The organism is Microbacterium pullorum (assembly GCF_014836535.1).
In the GTDB taxonomy this organism is placed as follows: domain Bacteria; phylum Actinomycetota; class Actinomycetes; order Actinomycetales; family Microbacteriaceae; genus Microbacterium; species Microbacterium pullorum.
In genome coordinates this window covers 229,804-244,687 of the sequence record NZ_JACSQP010000005.1, presented here as the reverse complement: position 1 = coordinate 244,687, position 14,884 = coordinate 229,804, and the positions used below count along the sequence as shown (strand labels likewise).

The following is a 14,884-nucleotide window of genomic DNA, read 5'->3' as shown; positions in this document are numbered from 1 at the left end:
CGCGTCGGCCGGGAAAGACCCCCGTGGTCAGCGCGTGAGGAGCTCGTCGGGGGACAGGTCGGGGAGGGTGACGGTGACCTGCGTCCCCCACGGGTCTGTCGCGCGCACCGACCGGCCGTCGGCGTCGTAGTGGATGTCGTGCTCGCGCAGCCGCACGATGAGCGCGTCGAGGTCGTCGCGCCCGGGGACGGTGACCGACACGTCGCCGAGGCCGAGTGCGGCGGCGCGGGGGCCGGCACCGCGGCTGTTCCAGCTGTTCATCGCGACGTGATGGTGATACCCGCCCGCGGCGGCGAAGAGTGCCCCCGGATACGTGGCCTGCGTCGTCTCGAACCCCAGCGCGTCGACGTAGAACGCGCGCGCGACGTCGACGTCGCCCACCTGCAGATGCACGTGGCCGACCGCGCCGGCGCGTGTCGCACCGGCATCCAGCGCGTCTTGGGTGAGGTGCTGACGCAGGTAGTCGTTGGGGTCGAGCGCGAGCGTCGCCATCTCGATCTGCCCGTCCCGGCGCACCCACTGATCGCGGGAGCGGTCGGTGTACAGCTCCACCCCGTTGCCCTCGGGGTCGGTGAAGTAGAACGCCTCGCTCACGAGGTGGTCGGCGGAGCCGGCGAAACGGCTGCGCGGGTCCTGCGCCGCTCGGTACACGGTGGCCGCCAGCGCCGCGGCGTCGTCGAACAGGAATGCGGTGTGGAAGAGTCCGGCGCCGCGGGGGTCTGCGGTGGGGAGGCCGGGGGTGTGCACGATTCGCACGAGGGGGGTCGCGCCGCGGCCGAGCACGCGGTGCACCTCGCGTCCGCGGGTGCGCTCCTCGAGCGGGACCATGGCGAACGCCGCGGAGTAGTAGCCGCTCATCGATTCGAGGTCACCGACGCGCAGCGTCACCGCTCCCATCGAGGTGTCGGTGTGAAGGTGGCGGTCGTTCGTCTGGGTGGTCATGAGGGCTCCTGCGGTGCGTGCGGTCCCTGAATGCAACGTCGCGCGCGGTGTTGCATTCCAATGAATGGAAATGACGGGCGTCCGGTGCGTGGCCAGCGGGCGTGGATCGTACAATCGATCAGTGGTCTGCTGCAATGAGAATCTCGGATGCCGCCTCGCATGAGCGCGGCACGCACGCTTTTCCGGCGAAAGCCGATCACGTCGGCGGCTGACAGCGACAATGCGCTGCCGCGGCGTCTGGGCACCTTCCAACTGGCGATGCTCGGCGTCGGCGCCACCATCGGCACCGGCGTCTTCTTCGTCATGCACGAAGCGGTGCCGTTGGCCGGCCCCGCCGTCATGCTCTCGTTCCTCATCGCGGCCATCGCCGCCGGGCTCTCAGCGGTCTGCTACGCCGAGATGGCCTCTGCCGTTCCGATCTCGGGATCGACCTACTCCTATGCCTACGTGACCCTCGGCGAGATCGTCGCGATGGGTGTGGCGGCATGTCTCGTGCTGGAGTACGGGGTGTCGGCCGCCGCGGTCGCCTCGGGCTGGAGCGGCTACCTCGACCACCTCGTCGGCGCGCTGTTCGGGTTGACCCTGCCGCCCGAGCTCATGGCAGGTCCGATGGAGGGTGGCATCATCAACCTCCCCGCCGTGGTGCTGGTGGCGATGTGCGCGGTGCTGCTCGTGCGCGGCACGCGCGAGTCGGCCATGGTCAACACGATCATGGTCGTCATCAAGGTCGCCGTGCTTCTGATGTTCGCCGCGATCGCGATCACGGCGTTCGCCGTGGACAACTTCGCGCAGTTCGCCCCGTTCGGCACCGCCGGGGTGACCGCGGCCGCCGGGACCATCTTCTTCACCTTCATCGGGCTGGATGCCGTCTCCACGGCCGGCGACGAGGTCAAGGACCCGCAGCGCGCCCTTCCGCGCGCGATCCTCATCGCGCTCGCGGTCGTCGTCGCGGTGTACCTGTTCGTCGCGATCGCCGCCGTCGGCGCGCAGCCCTGGCAGGACTTCGCCGATCCGGAGCAGCAGAGCGCCGGCCTCGCCGTGATCCTCGCCGACGTCCTGGGGGCCTCGTGGCCGGCGACGCTGCTGGCGGCCGGCGCGGTGGTGTCGATCTTCTCGGTGACGCTCGTGATCATGTTCGGGCAGACCCGCATCCTCTACTCGATCGGTCGCGACGGTCTCATCCCCAAGGCGTTCGCGCGCGTCGACCCGCGCACGCAGACACCCGTGTTCTCCACCGTCGTGGTGGCGCTGGCGGTGGCGCTGCTGGCGGGGCTCGTGCCGCTGACGAGCCTGTGGGACCTCGTCTCGATGGGCACCCTCGTGGCCTTCATCGTGGTGTCGGTGGGCGTGATGGTGCTGCGTCGTACGCGCCCCGACCTGCCGCGCGGCTTCCGCGTGCCCGGCTACCCGGTGACGCCCGTGCTGTCGATCGCGGCGTGCATCTACCTCATCACCGGCCTCGGCTGGTCGACCTACGTCTGGTTCGGCGTCTGGATCGCCGTCGTGCTGGTGTTCTACCTGCTGTGGGGTCGGCGTCACAGCGCGCTGGCGACGGCGGAGCGCCGCGACGAGGTCGGCGCCGACTGACCCGAGGGCATCGACTGCGGGGTAGCGTGGATGGACGTCTTTCGAAAGGAGTCGTCCATGGCCCGCATCCTCATCATCGGTGGACACGGCAAGGTCGCGCTGCGTCTGGAACCGCTCCTGGTGGAGCGCGGTGACACGGTGACCGCCGTGATCCGCAACCCCGAGCACGAAGCCGACGTCGCAGCGACGGGAGCGACACCCCTCGTCGCCGACATCGCCTCGCTCGACGTCGATCAGCTCGAGAACCTGGTGGCGGGCAACGATGCCGTCGTGTGGGCGGCCGGTGCCGGTGGGGGCGAGGCGGCCCGCACCTACGCGATCGACCGCGACGCCGCCATCCGTGCCGTCGATGCGGCTGTCGCGGCGGGCGTCCCCCGTTTCGTGATGGTGTCGTGGATCGGCTCGCGCGCCGACCACGCAATCGCGCCCGACGACGGATTCTTCGCCTACGCCGATGCCAAGTGGGCCGCCGATGAGCACCTGCACACGAGCGACCTGAAGTGGACCATCATCGCACCGGGCACACTGACCCTCGACGAACCCACCGGCCGTATCGCGCTCGACCCGCAGGGTGAGGGCGCGGTGCCCCGCGGCGACGTCGCGGCGGTCATCGCCGCGGCGCTCGCCGACGACGGCACCGTCGGACGCACGCTCCGCTTCGGCAGCGGTGACGTCGCCATCGCCGACGCGCTGCGCGCCGGTTGAGCGACAGCGGGGCGGCGCTGACCGCGCTGGCACGTGATCTCGAGCGGCGCCGGTGCGAGATCGACGAACGCATCGCCCGTCTCGACCGGGATGACGCGGTGCTGCGCCGCGATCGCGCCGACGGCACCGCCGACGACGAGCACGACCCCGAGGGCTCCACGCTCAGCGGGGAATGGCTGCAGGTCGAGGCGCTGCGCCGGGCTGCGCGCAGCGAACGCCAGGAACTGGATGCCGCGCTCGTGCGCGTGGCCGACGGCACCTACGGAATCTGCCTCGAGTGCGGCCGCCCGATCCCCGTCGAACGCCTGCAGGCGCGACCCGCGGCCGACCGCTGCGTCACGTGCGCCGGCGGCCGGTCGCAGTGACGCCCTGCCTCGCGTGAGAGGCCACCTCTCTGGTATCCTGAAGTGTCATCCGTATGGCCGATACATCGGCATGCGCGGGCGACATCGCACGACACAATCCGCTTCGCCTCTGCTGGAGGCTTCCGTCCGCCCCTGTGCGGACGGACGCCGACGACAGCTCGGGGCCCGATACCACACCCAACAAGGACAACCCACTACATGACTACCGCAACGACCGCCCCGGCCACCAAGCAGGTCGCGATCAACGACATCGGATCTGCCGAGGACTTCCTGGCCGCGGTCGAGAAGACCCTGAAGTTCTTCAACGACGGCGACCTCATCGAAGGCACCGTGGTCAAGATCGACCGTGACGAGGTGCTCCTCGACGTCGGTTACAAGACCGAGGGCGTCATCCCCTCGCGCGAGCTCTCGATCAAGCACGACGTCGACCCCAATGAGGTCGTCAACGTCGGCGACCACGTCGAGGCCCTCGTTCTCCAGAAGGAGGACAAGGAAGGCCGACTCATCCTGTCCAAGAAGCGCGCGCAGTACGAGCGTGCCTGGGGCGATGTGGAGAAGATCAAGGAAAGCGACGGCGTCGTCACCGGTCAGGTGATCGAGGTCGTCAAGGGCGGTCTCATCGTCGACATCGGGCTGCGTGGCTTCCTGCCGGCATCGCTCATCGAGCTGCGCCGCGTCCGTGATCTCACGCCCTACCTCGGCCAGGAGATCGAGGCCAAGATCCTCGAGCTCGACAAGAACCGCAACAACGTCGTGCTCTCGCGCCGCGCCCTGCTCGAGCAGACGCAGTCCGAGTCGCGCACCACGTTCCTCAACAACCTCCACAAGGGCCAGGTCCGCAAGGGTACGGTCTCGTCGATCGTCAACTTCGGTGCGTTCGTGGACCTCGGCGGCGTGGACGGCCTCGTGCACGTCTCCGAGCTGTCGTGGAAGCACATCGAGCACGCCTCCGAGGTCGTCGAGGTGGGCCAGGAGGTCACCGTCGAGATCCTCGAGGTCGACCTCGACCGCGAGCGCGTCTCGCTGTCGCTCAAGGCGACGCAGGAGGACCCGTGGCAGGTCTTCGCCCGCACGCACGCGATCGGTCAGGTCGCACCGGGCAAGGTCACCAAGCTGGTTCCGTTCGGTGCGTTCGTTCGCGTCGCCGACGGCATCGAGGGCCTCGTGCACATCTCCGAGCTGTCGGGCAAGCACGTCGAGCTCGCCGAGCAGGTCGTCTCGGTCGGTGAAGAGGTCTTCGTGAAGATCATCGACATCGACCTGGAGCGTCGTCGCATCTCGCTGTCGCTCAAGCAGGCCAACGAGTCGGTCGACCCCAACGGCACCGAGTTCGACCCGGCCCTCTACGGCATGGTCACGGAGTACGACGAGAACGGGGAGTACAAGTACCCCGAGGGCTTCGACGCCGAGACCAACCAGTGGAAGGAAGGCTTCGACGAGCAGCGTCTGGCCTGGGAGGCCGAGTACGCCGCCGCTCAGGGTCGCTGGGAGGCTCACAAGGCCGCCGTCGCCAAGGCCCTCGAGGCCGAGGCTGCCGCCGGTGTCGACGCGGGTGCGGGAACGTACTCGTCCGACAGCGGTTCGCTCGGCACGCTGGCCGACGACGAGGCACTCGCGGCTCTGCGCGAGAAGCTCTCGGGTCGCTGATCCACCACGAAGGGCCGTCACTGTTCGCAGTGGCGGCCCTTCGTCGTTGCCGGCGTGCACACCCGGGTGGCGATCTGACATGCTCGACAGATGCCCCTCATCGCACTCACCGGCGGTATCGCGTCGGGCAAGTCCACCATCGCCGGTCGCCTCGCCGAGCACGGCGCGGTCATCGTGGACGCGGACCGCATCGTGCGGGAAGTCCAGTCGCCCGGCTCGCCGGTGCTCGCCGACATCGCTGCGGCCTTCGGCGACGAGGTGATCACGACCGACGGCGCGCTGGACCGGGCGCGCCTGGCATCCCTCGTCTTCGGCGACGATGACGCCGTGACGCGGCTCAACGCGATCGTCCACCCCGCCGTGCGGGCGGAGTCCGCCCGTCGCTTCGCGGCCGCGCTGGCGGCCGACCCACGCACCGTCGTGGTCTACGACGTGCCCCTGCTCGTCGAGGCCCGGGTCGATGACCCGTGGGACCTCGTCGTCCTCGCCCACGCACCGGCATCGCTGCGCCTGACGCGGCTCGTGGAACTGCGCGGCATGGCCGAGGCCGACGCGCGGGCGCGGATCGCCTCACAGGTGCCCGACGAGCGCCGCCTCGAGATCGCCGATGTCGTCGTCGACACCGCCGGCACGCTGGCGGCCACCCTGGCCCAGACAGACGACCTCTGGAGGCGAGTGACCGCGACATCGCCCGACGACGCGGTCGGCCGTCACGGCACCGGTGCGCAGCCGCGATAACGTCGATACATGCAATCGCCCGAGTCCCGTCCACGCGGCGTGGACCAGCGACCGCGTCGACGTGCCCGGCAGGATGCCGCGGTCGTCGACCGCACGGCCATACGCAACGCCGCGCTGAACCAACTGGTGCTGGCCGGCGTCGTGCTCGTGCTCACGTTCCTCATGTTCCATCACGGTTTCACCGGGAACATCCCGGTGTACTTCGCGGGTGTGGTCATCGTCTTCGTGCTCACGGCGGTGGCCATAGCCGCGCCGTGGGGCAGGATTCCGTTCGCGTGGACGGTGGTCGTCCCACTCGGGGACATCATCGCGATCTCGCTGATGCGCCTCGCCGATCCGGTCGCGGGCACCGGTCTGCTCTTCGCGTTCCCGGTGTTGTGGCTGGCCTCGAGCTTCGCCCTGCCCGGGTTCCTCGGCGGGGTCGGGCTCGCCATCGTCGGCTTCGCGATCTCCACCGCGATGGATCCTCGGCAGCTCACCAACTTCGCCATCTTCCTGCTGCCGGTCATGCTCATCGCCATCGGCGCGACGTCGTACACCGGTGCGCGGCGGGCGGCGGCGCAGCGTCGCCTGCTGCGTCGGCAGGCGGAGATCCTCGCACAGGCGCTGGAACGCTCCCGCCACCAGGAGCAGCTGCTGTCCGAGGTGCTCGACACCGCCGACCTCGGCGTGCTGCACATCGAGAACGACGGCGGGATCTCGGTGATGAACGACGCGCAGGGGCATCTGCAGCACCTGCTGACCGATGCCGATGGCGCGTCGCCGCCCGTCTACGCCAGAGACGGGCGCACCCGCATCCTCGGGGACGAGCTTCCCCTCGCCCGCGCTCTGCGTGGTGAGGAGTTCGACGACGAACGGGTGTGGATCGAGCCGGTCGTCGGGGAGCGGCGTGCGCTCAGCATCACCGTGCACCGCCTGGCGAGCGCCGACGCCGACCCGGATGCGGCCGCCGTGCTGGTGTGCCATGACGTCACCGCGGAGATGTCTGCGCTCCAGGCGCGCGATCTGCTGGTGTCGTCGGTGTCACACGAGCTGCGGACGCCGCTCACCTCGATCATCGGGCACATCGAGCTCGCGCTCGACGATCCGGGGCTGCCCCAGGCCGCGGCATCGAGCCTCGCGATCGCCGACCGCAACGCCGATCGGCTGCTGTCCCTGGTCGGTGACGTGCTGGCCGCATCCAGCCACGCGGCGACCGTGCCGGTGACACCCGAGGACGTCGACGTGCTCGAGATCGTCAAGGCCTCCGCCCAGTCGGTCGTCACCGGCGAGAGCAGCCGCAACGTGACCATCGATCTCTCCCGTGTTGTGCCCGCGCGGGCATACGTCGATCCCTTCCGGTTGCGTCAGGTGCTGGACAACCTGCTGTCCAATGCGATCAAGTACAACCGCGAGGGCGGCCGGGTGTCGCTGATGACCGCGACCCGCGACCGCAAGACACTGATCCTCGTCGAAGACACCGGCGTCGGCCTCGACGAGGAGGACCTCGCGAACATCTTCCAGCGGTACTACCGTGGCGCCGCGGTGAGGCGTGAAGGCGTGGAGGGGAGCGGTCTGGGTCTGTCGATCAGCCGCGACATCGTCCGCCGACTCGGCGGCGACATCTACGTCAACAGCACGCTCGGCGTCGGGTCGACCTTCACCGTGTCGGTGCCGTCGGTGCGCCCCGGCGCTCCCACGCAGGTGGCCGGCCCCGCACGCACCACGGGGGGAGGCGGCACGGCATGATCCACGACACGACACTCGCGGCCATCACGGCGCTCGTGGTGGTCGTCTGCGGTGTGCTGTTCATCGCAGAGACGTTCCTTCGCCGCGACGACCCCGCCGGGCGCCTGTGGGCCCTGGGGTTCCTCAGCGCCATGCTCACCACGCTCGCCTATGCCGCGTGGGCCAACGACGCCGACGCGCACTGGGCCGTCGCGCTCGGCAACGCCACGTTCGTCGCGGGCACCGGCTTCATGTGGCTCGGCTGCCGCCGCTTCAACGAACGACCGATGCGCTGGTCCATCGTGCTGGTCGCCGCCGCGGCGGTCGCCGCCGCGGTGGGGGTTCTGGTCGCGGGGCCCGATGCCGGCGGCTGGGCGGGGGCACTGTGGATGTTCGCCCCGCTGTGCGTGTTCGCGCTGGCCGCAGCCGTGGAGACCCGCCGCGCGGCGATGCGCCGGGCGACCAACGCGACCATGCTCGCGCTCGTCTTCGCGCTGCAATCGCTGTTCTACCTGTGCCGCATCGTGGTGTTCATCGCTGTCGGCCCCGAGGACACCCTCTTCGCCGTGTGGTTCGGCACGGTGCCGGCATCGGCACTGACGGTGGTGCTGACGATCACGTCGGTCGTGGCCACCTCGGTGCTGCGCGCCACCCGCACCGGACTGCGCGGACGCACCGCGATCGCTGCGGAGGGGGGATCGGCGCTGGACATCCAGACCGCGCCGATGTTCGCACAGACCCTCGCCGAGGTCGTGCGCGCGGCCCGTCGTCACGGCGACCAGGTGGCGGTGCTGATCATCCGGCTCGAGGAGCTCGACTACATCGCGACCGCGTTCGGGCTCGAACTGGCCGACGAGCTCATCGCGGCCGGGCGTGGTGCGGTCCGCCGCGGGGCGCCGCCCCTCGCCGTGGTGGGTGAGGACGGCGACGAACGCCTGGCCGTGGTCACCACGGTGCGCTCCGCCGGTGAGGCGCGCCGGCTGGGCATGGCGCTGTACCGCGAACTGTTCGACGCGTTCAATTCGATCAGCGGCGGCGTGCTCCCTTCGCTGGGCGTCGGGATCGCGGTGAGTTCTGCGTACCGGCAGGATGCCGATGCGCTGCTGGCCGACGCACGCGGGGCCGCTGCTCGGGCGGCGTCGAGCGTGGCATCCGCGGTGCTGGTGGCAGATCCGAGCTAGTCGGCGGTGCGGCGGCGGTCGGGAACCATCTCGAGGCGCGCGCGCAGCTCCCGCGGGCGGAACGGCTTGCCGAGGTACTCGTCAGCGCCGGCGAGACGGCCGCGTTCGGCATCGGCCTCTTCGACGAAGGCCGAGATCATGATGACGTAGGTGTCGCTGACGGCACGGATGCGGCGGGCCGCTTCGAAGCCGTCGATGCCCGGAACGTTGACGTCGAGGGTCGTGAGGTGCGGGTCGTGCGCGCTGACGAGCTCCACGGCGTCCAGGCCGTTGGCGGTCTCGAAGACCTCATAGCCGGCCCCGGAGAGCACCGTTGTGATCAGTGACCTGATGTCTTCTTCGTCCTCAAGCACCACTGCCGTACGTCGCACGCTGTCGCCTCGCTCTCGCGCCAATCGTACGCGACCGCCGCCGGGAGGCGTTCGAGCGCCGCGGGGCGCGTTGCGCGCGCGTATGCCGGGGGCGAACTCCCGGCCCGGTGTCGGCGGGGCGGCCTACGCTGGATGGATGCAGACCACGCGCGCCGTCCGGCCCTTCGAGGTCATCAGCGAGTACTCGCCCAGCGGCGATCAGCCGCAGGCGATCGCCCAGCTCGCCTCCAGAATCAACGCGGGCGAGACCGACGTCGTGCTGCTGGGTGCGACCGGTACCGGCAAGTCGGCGACGACGGCCTGGCTCATCGAGCAGGTGCAGCGACCCACCCTCGTGCTCGCGCACAACAAGACCCTCGCCGCGCAGCTGGCCAACGAGTTCCGCGAGCTCATGCCGAACAACGCGGTCGAGTACTTCGTGAGCTACTACGACTACTACCAGCCCGAGGCCTACGTCCCCCAGACCGATACGTTCATCGAGAAGGACTCGTCGATCAACGCCGAGGTCGAGCGCCTGCGCCACTCCACGACCAACTCGCTGCTGAGCCGCCGCGACGTCGTCGTGGTGTCCACCGTCTCGTGCATCTACGGTCTCGGATCGCCCGAGGAGTACCTGCGTGCCATGGTCGCGCTGCAGGTGGGGGAGCGGTACGACCGCGACGCGCTCATCCGCAAGCTGATCGCGATGCAGTACAACCGCAATGACGTCGACTTCTCCCGCGGCAACTTCCGGGTGCGCGGCGACACGATCGAGATCATCCCGGTGTACGAGGAGTACGCGATCCGCATCGAGCTGTTCGGCGACGAGATCGAGGCGCTGTACATGCTGCATCCGCTCACCGGCGACATCGTGCAGAAGATGGACAGCGTGCCGATCTTCCCGGCGTCCCACTACGTGGCCGGCACCGACACCGTGCAGCGCGCCATCGGCACGATCGAGCACGAGCTGGCCGAACGGCTCAAGGAGCTCGAGGGTCAGGGCAAGCTGCTCGAGGCGCAGCGCCTGCGCATGCGCACCACCTTCGACCTCGAGATGCTGCAGCAGCTGGGCTTCTGCTCCGGCATCGAGAACTACTCCCGTCACCTCGACGGACGGATGCCGGGGGAGCCCCCGCACACGCTGCTGGATTTCTTCCCCGACGACTTCCTCATGGTCATCGACGAGTCCCACGTGACGGTGCCGCAGATCGGTGCGATGTACGAGGGCGACGCGTCGCGCAAGCGCACGCTCGTCGACCACGGGTTCCGCCTGCCCAGTGCCCTCGACAACCGCCCGCTGCGGTGGGATGAGTTCAAGCAGCGTGTGGGTCAGACGGTGTACCTGTCGGCCACCCCCGGCCGGTATGAGATGGGCATCGCCGACGGCATCGTGGAGCAGATCATCCGCCCCACCGGACTCGTCGATCCCGAGATCGTGGTGAAGCCGTCGAAGGGGCAGATCGATGATCTGCTCGAGCAGATCCGGCTGCGGGTGGCGCGCGACGAGCGGGTGCTGGTGACGACGCTCACCAAGAAGATGGCCGAGGAGCTCACCGACTTCCTCGCCGAGCACGGCGTGCGCGTGCGGTACCTGCACTCCGACGTCGACACCCTCCGCCGCGTCGAGCTGCTCAGCGAGCTGCGCGCGGGCGTCTACGACGTGCTGGTGGGCATCAACCTGCTGCGGGAGGGTCTCGACCTGCCCGAGGTGTCACTCGTGGCGATCCTCGACGCCGACAAGGAGGGGTTCCTGCGCTCGGGCACCTCGCTCATCCAGACCATCGGCCGCGCGGCGCGCAACGTGTCGGGCGAGGTGCACATGTACGCCGACAACATGACCGATTCCATGCGCAAGGCGATCGATGAGACCGACCGCCGTCGCGAGAAGCAGATCGCCTACAACGTCGCGCACGGCATCGACCCGCAGCCGCTGCGCAAGCGCATCGCCGACATCACCGAGGTGCTCAACCGCGAGGCATCGGACACCCGCGAGATGCTGTCGAAGAAGCGGTCGCAGGCCACCAAGAGCGGCAAGGGCAAGAGCCCGACGCCGCAGCTGCGACGTGAGGGCATCGCCGCCGAGGGCGCGATGCAGCTCGAGGCGACCATCGAGGACCTCTCGAACCAGATGCTCGCCGCTGCCGGTGAGCTGAAGTTCGAGCTCGCCGCGCGGCTGCGTGACGAAGTGCAGGATCTGAAGAAGGAACTGCGTGCCATGGAGCGCGCCGGGCACGCCTGAACCCCTGCGACGGAGGAGTGTCATGCAGCAGCGGATCTCACTGGTGACGCTGGGGGTCGTCGACCTCGACCGCTCCGTGGCCTTTTACCGGGCGCTCGGCTGGGAGCCGCACCCCTCGTCGGTACCTGGGGAGATCGTGTTCTACGAGGCCGGCGGCATGGTGCTGGGGCTGTGGTCGCGCGACGAGCTGGCGCGGGACTCCGGCAGGGCCGATGCCGGTGGCTGGGGCGGGATCACGCTCGCGCACAACGTGCGGGAGGAAGCGGAGGTCGACGCCGTCCTGCGCGCCGCGCAGGAGGCGGGAGGCGCCGTCGTCCGCGCGGCGGCCGCGACGCCGTGGGGTGGCTACTGCGGGGTCTTCGCCGATCCGGACGGGCACCCGTGGGAGATCGCGGTCAATCCGGGCTGGCCGTTACGGCCGGACGGGTCGGTCCGCCTGGCGTGATGGGCGGCGTGCCGCCGGCTCAGGGGCAGGTCATGAGCGGCTTCGGGCCGCTGCGGTCGAACGTGTGCTGGGACATCGGCTCGCCGCACAGCGGGCAGGCCCGTTCGACGCGCGAGGGCTCGGGCTCGGTGTCGTAGGGGCCGACCGAGGCGGGACCGGCGAACCTGATCAGACGCGAGTTCCAGTACGCGTACCATCCACCCGCCGCTCGCACGCGGTCGCGCAGGGGAGGTCGGTCCGGATCGTTTCGCGTCATGATGATTAGTGTACTAATCGATAAGTAGACTGCAGGCATGGACGACGCCGACGATCTGCTCAAGCTGGAGAACCAGCTGTGCTTCGCCATCGTGACCGCCGCGCGCAACATCGTGGCGATCTACCGCCCGGTGCTGGAGCCGCTGGGGCTCACCCACCCGCAGTACCTCGTGCTGCTGGCGCTGTGGGAGCGCGACCCGCAGTCGCTCAGCGAGCTGGCCGAGCAGCTGGCTGTCGAGCCGGCGACCCTGTCGCCGATCGTCAAGCGACTCGAGGCCCAGGGGCGGGTCGCCCGCACCCGCCGCCGTGACGACGAACGGGTTCTCGACATCACCCTCACGCCGCAGGGGCACGCCCTTCGCGAGGAGGCGCGGCGCGTGCCCGAGCAGATCATGGCGCGGGTCGGGATGGATGCCGCGCAGGTCGCCGCCGTGCGCGACGGGCTCGCCCCGTTCGCCGCGACGACGACGGGGCGAGCCTGACCGTCAGCGCAGCGGCGCCGCCCAGCGCTCCCACACCCGGTGGTCGGGCATGAGCTCCAGCAGTTCGGCGACGACCTCGTCGGCCGCACCGGTGACCACGCCGGGTGCGTCGTCGGGGATCCGCGCGTCGGCGAGTACACCGCGCGCGGCATCCGCCACCCCGAGCGCCTTGCCGTGGCGGAACGCCTCGTCGAACAGCCGCGCCGTGCGCGGGTCGGCGGAGGTCGCGAGGGCGATGAGCGCGTCGAACTCGATGCTTGCAGCGGTGTGGGCCGTGCGCTGCACCGGAACCGCGCCGAGCTTGCCGCCGCGCGGCGCGATCACCAGCGGCACCGCGCCCACGGCGTGGATCGCAGCGCGCGTGCGGGCGAGGTCGCCCTGATCGGTGCGCTCGTCCGCGACGATGCCGACGACGCGGCCCTCGACAGGCCAGCGCTCTCCGATCATCGCCACCGCAGGGCTCGGCGGTGCACCGCCGGGACGAACGGTCGGCTCGGGCGCGGGCAGCCCCAGGGCATCGGCGACGGTCGCGCACAGGCCGGCATCGATGTTCGCCAGCGCCTGCAGCTGCCGCTCCTTGATGGACTGCTCGTAGCACTTGCCCAGTTCGAAGGCGTAGGCCTCGGCGACGTGCTGCTGCTCGATCGGGGTCAGTGACCGGTAGAACAGCGATGCCTGCGAGTAGTGGTCATCGAAGCTCGCCGGCTGCGCGCGCTCCTTGACCGACGGCGTGACGGCGACCGGCAGGTCCGTGAACGCCGACTCCGCCGACCCGGCGTGGAACGGGCATCCGCCGTCGAGTGAGTTCGGCTTGTACGGGGCGACACCCGTGTGCACCGCCGTCTGGTGCATGCCGTCGCGGAGCATGTCGTTGACATCGCTGTGCGGCCGGTTGATCGGCAGCTGAGCGAAGTTCGGCCCTCCCAGGCGCGAGATCTGCGTGTCGATGTACGAGAACAGTCGCCCCTGCAGGAGGGGGTCGTTGGTCACGTCGATCCCGGGCACGAGGTGACCGGGGTGGAAGGCGACCTGCTCCGTCTCGGCGAAGTAGTTCGTCGGGTTGGCGGTGAGGGTCATCGTGCCCACGACCTGCAGCGGCGCAAGCTCCTCGGGGACGAACTTGGTGGGGTCGAGCAGATCGATCCCCTCGAACGTCTCGTCCTCGGTGTCGGGCATGACCTGCAGGGCCAGGTCCCATTGCGGGTGGGCGCCCGCCTCGATGGCGTCGGCGAGGTCGCGACGGTGGAAGTCGGGGTCCTTGCCGGCGGCGAGCTGCGCCTCTTCCCACGTGAGGGCATGGGTGCCGAGCTTCGGGCGCCAGTGGAACTTCACCAGCGACGTCTCACCGCGGGCGTTGACCATGCGGAAGGTGTGCACGCCGAACCCCTGCATCATGCGGTACGAACGGGGGATGCCGCGGTCGGACATGTTCCACATCGCGTGTGCCTGCGCCTCGGTGTGCAGCGACACGAAGTCCCAGAAGGTGTCGTGCGCCGACTGCGCCTGGGGGATCTCGCGGTCGGGGTGGGGCTTGCCGGCGTGGATGACGTCGGGGAACTTGATGGCGTCCTGGATGAAGAACACCGGGATGTTGTTGCCCACGAGGTCGTAGACGCCCTGCTCGGTGTAGAACTTCGTCGCGAAGCCGCGGGTGTCGCGCACGGTGTCGGCCGAGCCGCGCGAGCCCAGCACCGTGGAGAACCGCACGAACACCGGGGTGGTGACTCCCTGCTGCAGGAACTGGGCATGCGTCACCGAGGCCGCTGCGCCGTTGGCGACGAAGGTGCCGTGCGCCGCCGCGCCGCGTGCGTGGACAGCGCGCTCGGGAATGCGCTCGTGATCGAAGTGGGTGATCTTCTCGCGCAGGTGGTGATCCTGCAGCAGCACCGGACCGCGCGGGCCGGCCTTGAGCGAGTGGTCGGTGTCGCGCAGCCGCGCACCCTGGGCCGTCGTGAGGTACGCGCCCTGCTGTGCCCGGCTCGCAGCGGGGATCCCCGTCTGCGCACCGGTGGGCGTCACGGTGGCGGGGGCGGCCTGGTCGGGCGCCGCGGGCAGCGGCTCGCGGGGCTCGGTCGGTTCGTCGAGCGGCGGGGGAACCGGGGCGGGTGCCCCGGGGATCACGATGTCGCCTTGGTCGGTCTGGTGGTCGTCGGTCATGTCGATCCTCCATGGTCGATTGCGGTCGCGGTCCCGGCAGGCTATGACGCCGCACCGCCGGGGCCAGGCGGCTTGACGTCGCGC

The 14,884-nt window shown here is 69.9% G+C and carries 14 protein-coding genes; 10 read left to right on the top strand and 4 right to left on the bottom strand.

Going from position 1 to position 14,884, the window contains the following annotated elements:
• Nucleotides 1–27: 27 nt before the first annotated feature.
• Entirely contained in the window at nucleotides 28–942 is a 915-nt protein-coding gene (locus H9651_RS10185; RefSeq protein ID WP_191719192.1) for a VOC family protein, read from the bottom strand.
• Nucleotides 943–1,101: 159 nt separating this feature from the next.
• Between H9651_RS10185 and H9651_RS10180 the strand changes: the two genes are divergently transcribed.
• From H9651_RS10180 to H9651_RS10150, 7 genes are all read left to right on the top strand, one after another.
• Nucleotides 1,102–2,529 (top strand): APC family permease, encoded by a 1,428-nt coding sequence (locus tag H9651_RS10180; protein WP_225216608.1) that lies wholly within the window; start codon nucleotides 1,102–1,104, stop codon nucleotides 2,527–2,529.
• 57 nt (nucleotides 2,530–2,586) lie between these two features.
• Entirely contained in the window at nucleotides 2,587–3,234 is a 648-nt protein-coding gene (locus H9651_RS10175) for an NAD(P)H-binding protein (RefSeq protein ID WP_191719190.1), read from the top strand.
• Nucleotides 3,231–3,599 (top strand): TraR/DksA family transcriptional regulator, encoded by a 369-nt coding sequence (locus H9651_RS10170; RefSeq protein WP_225216607.1) that lies wholly within the window; start codon nucleotides 3,231–3,233, stop codon nucleotides 3,597–3,599. The genes H9651_RS10175 and H9651_RS10170 overlap by 4 nt, the downstream gene beginning before the upstream one ends.
• Before the next feature lie 198 nt (nucleotides 3,600–3,797).
• On the top strand, nucleotides 3,798–5,246 hold the full coding sequence (gene rpsA, locus H9651_RS10165) for a 30S ribosomal protein S1 (RefSeq protein ID WP_191719189.1): 1,449 nt from the start codon (nucleotides 3,798–3,800) through the stop codon (nucleotides 5,244–5,246).
• Between the two features lie 90 nt (nucleotides 5,247–5,336).
• On the top strand, nucleotides 5,337–5,984 hold the full coding sequence (coaE, locus tag H9651_RS10160; RefSeq protein ID WP_191719188.1) for a dephospho-CoA kinase: 648 nt from the start codon (nucleotides 5,337–5,339) through the stop codon (nucleotides 5,982–5,984).
• 9 nt (nucleotides 5,985–5,993) lie between these two features.
• Complete coding sequence (locus H9651_RS10155) at nucleotides 5,994–7,712, top strand: sensor histidine kinase (protein ID WP_191719187.1); 1,719 nt, start codon at nucleotides 5,994–5,996, stop codon at nucleotides 7,710–7,712.
• On the top strand, nucleotides 7,709–8,872 hold the full coding sequence (locus H9651_RS10150; protein WP_191719186.1) for a diguanylate cyclase domain-containing protein: 1,164 nt from the start codon (nucleotides 7,709–7,711) through the stop codon (nucleotides 8,870–8,872). The genes H9651_RS10155 and H9651_RS10150 overlap by 4 nt, the downstream gene beginning before the upstream one ends.
• Here the strand turns inward: H9651_RS10150 and H9651_RS10145 are convergent.
• Nucleotides 8,869–9,243 carry a response regulator transcription factor gene (locus tag H9651_RS10145; RefSeq protein WP_191719185.1) on the bottom strand — a complete coding sequence of 125 codons (375 nt, stop codon included), beginning with the start codon at nucleotides 9,241–9,243 and terminating at the stop codon, nucleotides 8,869–8,871. The genes H9651_RS10150 and H9651_RS10145 overlap by 4 nt on opposite strands.
• A gap of 136 nt (nucleotides 9,244–9,379) precedes the next feature.
• On the opposite strand from H9651_RS10145, the gene uvrB reads away from it, so the two are divergent.
• Together uvrB and H9651_RS10135 are read left to right on the top strand one after the other, a co-directional pair.
• A complete protein-coding gene (gene uvrB / locus H9651_RS10140) occupies nucleotides 9,380–11,461 on the top strand; it encodes an excinuclease ABC subunit UvrB (protein ID WP_191719184.1) in 2,082 nt (693 codons plus the stop codon).
• A 22-nt stretch (nucleotides 11,462–11,483) separates the two neighbouring features.
• Nucleotides 11,484–11,906 (top strand): VOC family protein, encoded by a 423-nt coding sequence (locus H9651_RS10135; protein ID WP_191719183.1) that lies wholly within the window; start codon nucleotides 11,484–11,486, stop codon nucleotides 11,904–11,906.
• Between the two features lie 19 nt (nucleotides 11,907–11,925).
• Here the strand turns inward: H9651_RS10135 and H9651_RS10130 are convergent, their stop codons facing one another.
• Complete coding sequence (locus H9651_RS10130; protein ID WP_191719182.1) at nucleotides 11,926–12,162, bottom strand: hypothetical protein; 237 nt, start codon at nucleotides 12,160–12,162, stop codon at nucleotides 11,926–11,928.
• A 37-nt stretch (nucleotides 12,163–12,199) separates the two neighbouring features.
• On the opposite strand from H9651_RS10130, the gene H9651_RS10125 reads away from it, so the two are divergent.
• Nucleotides 12,200–12,643 (top strand): MarR family winged helix-turn-helix transcriptional regulator, encoded by a 444-nt coding sequence (locus tag H9651_RS10125; RefSeq protein WP_191719181.1) that lies wholly within the window; start codon nucleotides 12,200–12,202, stop codon nucleotides 12,641–12,643.
• 3 nt (nucleotides 12,644–12,646) lie between these two features.
• Here H9651_RS10125 and H9651_RS10120 read toward each other — a convergent pair whose 3' ends face one another.
• Nucleotides 12,647–14,800 carry a catalase gene (locus tag H9651_RS10120; RefSeq protein ID WP_191719180.1) on the bottom strand — a complete coding sequence of 718 codons (2,154 nt, stop codon included), beginning with the start codon at nucleotides 14,798–14,800 and terminating at the stop codon, nucleotides 12,647–12,649.
• Nucleotides 14,801–14,884: the final 84 nt, after the last annotated feature.

Excerpts from the sequence above, each read along its gene's own strand:
- H9651_RS10185 (WP_191719192.1), bottom strand. The coding sequence starts at position 942 with ATGACCACCCAGACGAACGACCGCCACCTTCACACCGACACCTCGATG.
- H9651_RS10180 (WP_225216608.1), top strand. The coding sequence starts at position 1,102 with ATGAGCGCGGCACGCACGCTTTTCCGGCGAAAGCCGATCACGTCGGCG.
- H9651_RS10175 (WP_191719190.1), top strand. The coding sequence starts at position 2,587 with ATGGCCCGCATCCTCATCATCGGTGGACACGGCAAGGTCGCGCTGCGT.
- rpsA (WP_191719189.1), top strand. The coding sequence starts at position 3,798 with ATGACTACCGCAACGACCGCCCCGGCCACCAAGCAGGTCGCGATCAAC.
- coaE (WP_191719188.1), top strand. The coding sequence starts at position 5,337 with ATGCCCCTCATCGCACTCACCGGCGGTATCGCGTCGGGCAAGTCCACC.
- H9651_RS10155 (WP_191719187.1), top strand. The coding sequence starts at position 5,994 with ATGCAATCGCCCGAGTCCCGTCCACGCGGCGTGGACCAGCGACCGCGT.
- H9651_RS10150 (WP_191719186.1), top strand. The coding sequence starts at position 7,709 with ATGATCCACGACACGACACTCGCGGCCATCACGGCGCTCGTGGTGGTC.
- uvrB (WP_191719184.1), top strand. The coding sequence starts at position 9,380 with ATGCAGACCACGCGCGCCGTCCGGCCCTTCGAGGTCATCAGCGAGTAC.
- H9651_RS10135 (WP_191719183.1), top strand. The coding sequence starts at position 11,484 with ATGCAGCAGCGGATCTCACTGGTGACGCTGGGGGTCGTCGACCTCGAC.
- H9651_RS10130 (WP_191719182.1), bottom strand. The coding sequence starts at position 12,162 with ATGACGCGAAACGATCCGGACCGACCTCCCCTGCGCGACCGCGTGCGA.
- H9651_RS10125 (WP_191719181.1), top strand. The coding sequence starts at position 12,200 with ATGGACGACGCCGACGATCTGCTCAAGCTGGAGAACCAGCTGTGCTTC.
- H9651_RS10120 (WP_191719180.1), bottom strand. The coding sequence starts at position 14,800 with ATGACCGACGACCACCAGACCGACCAAGGCGACATCGTGATCCCCGGG.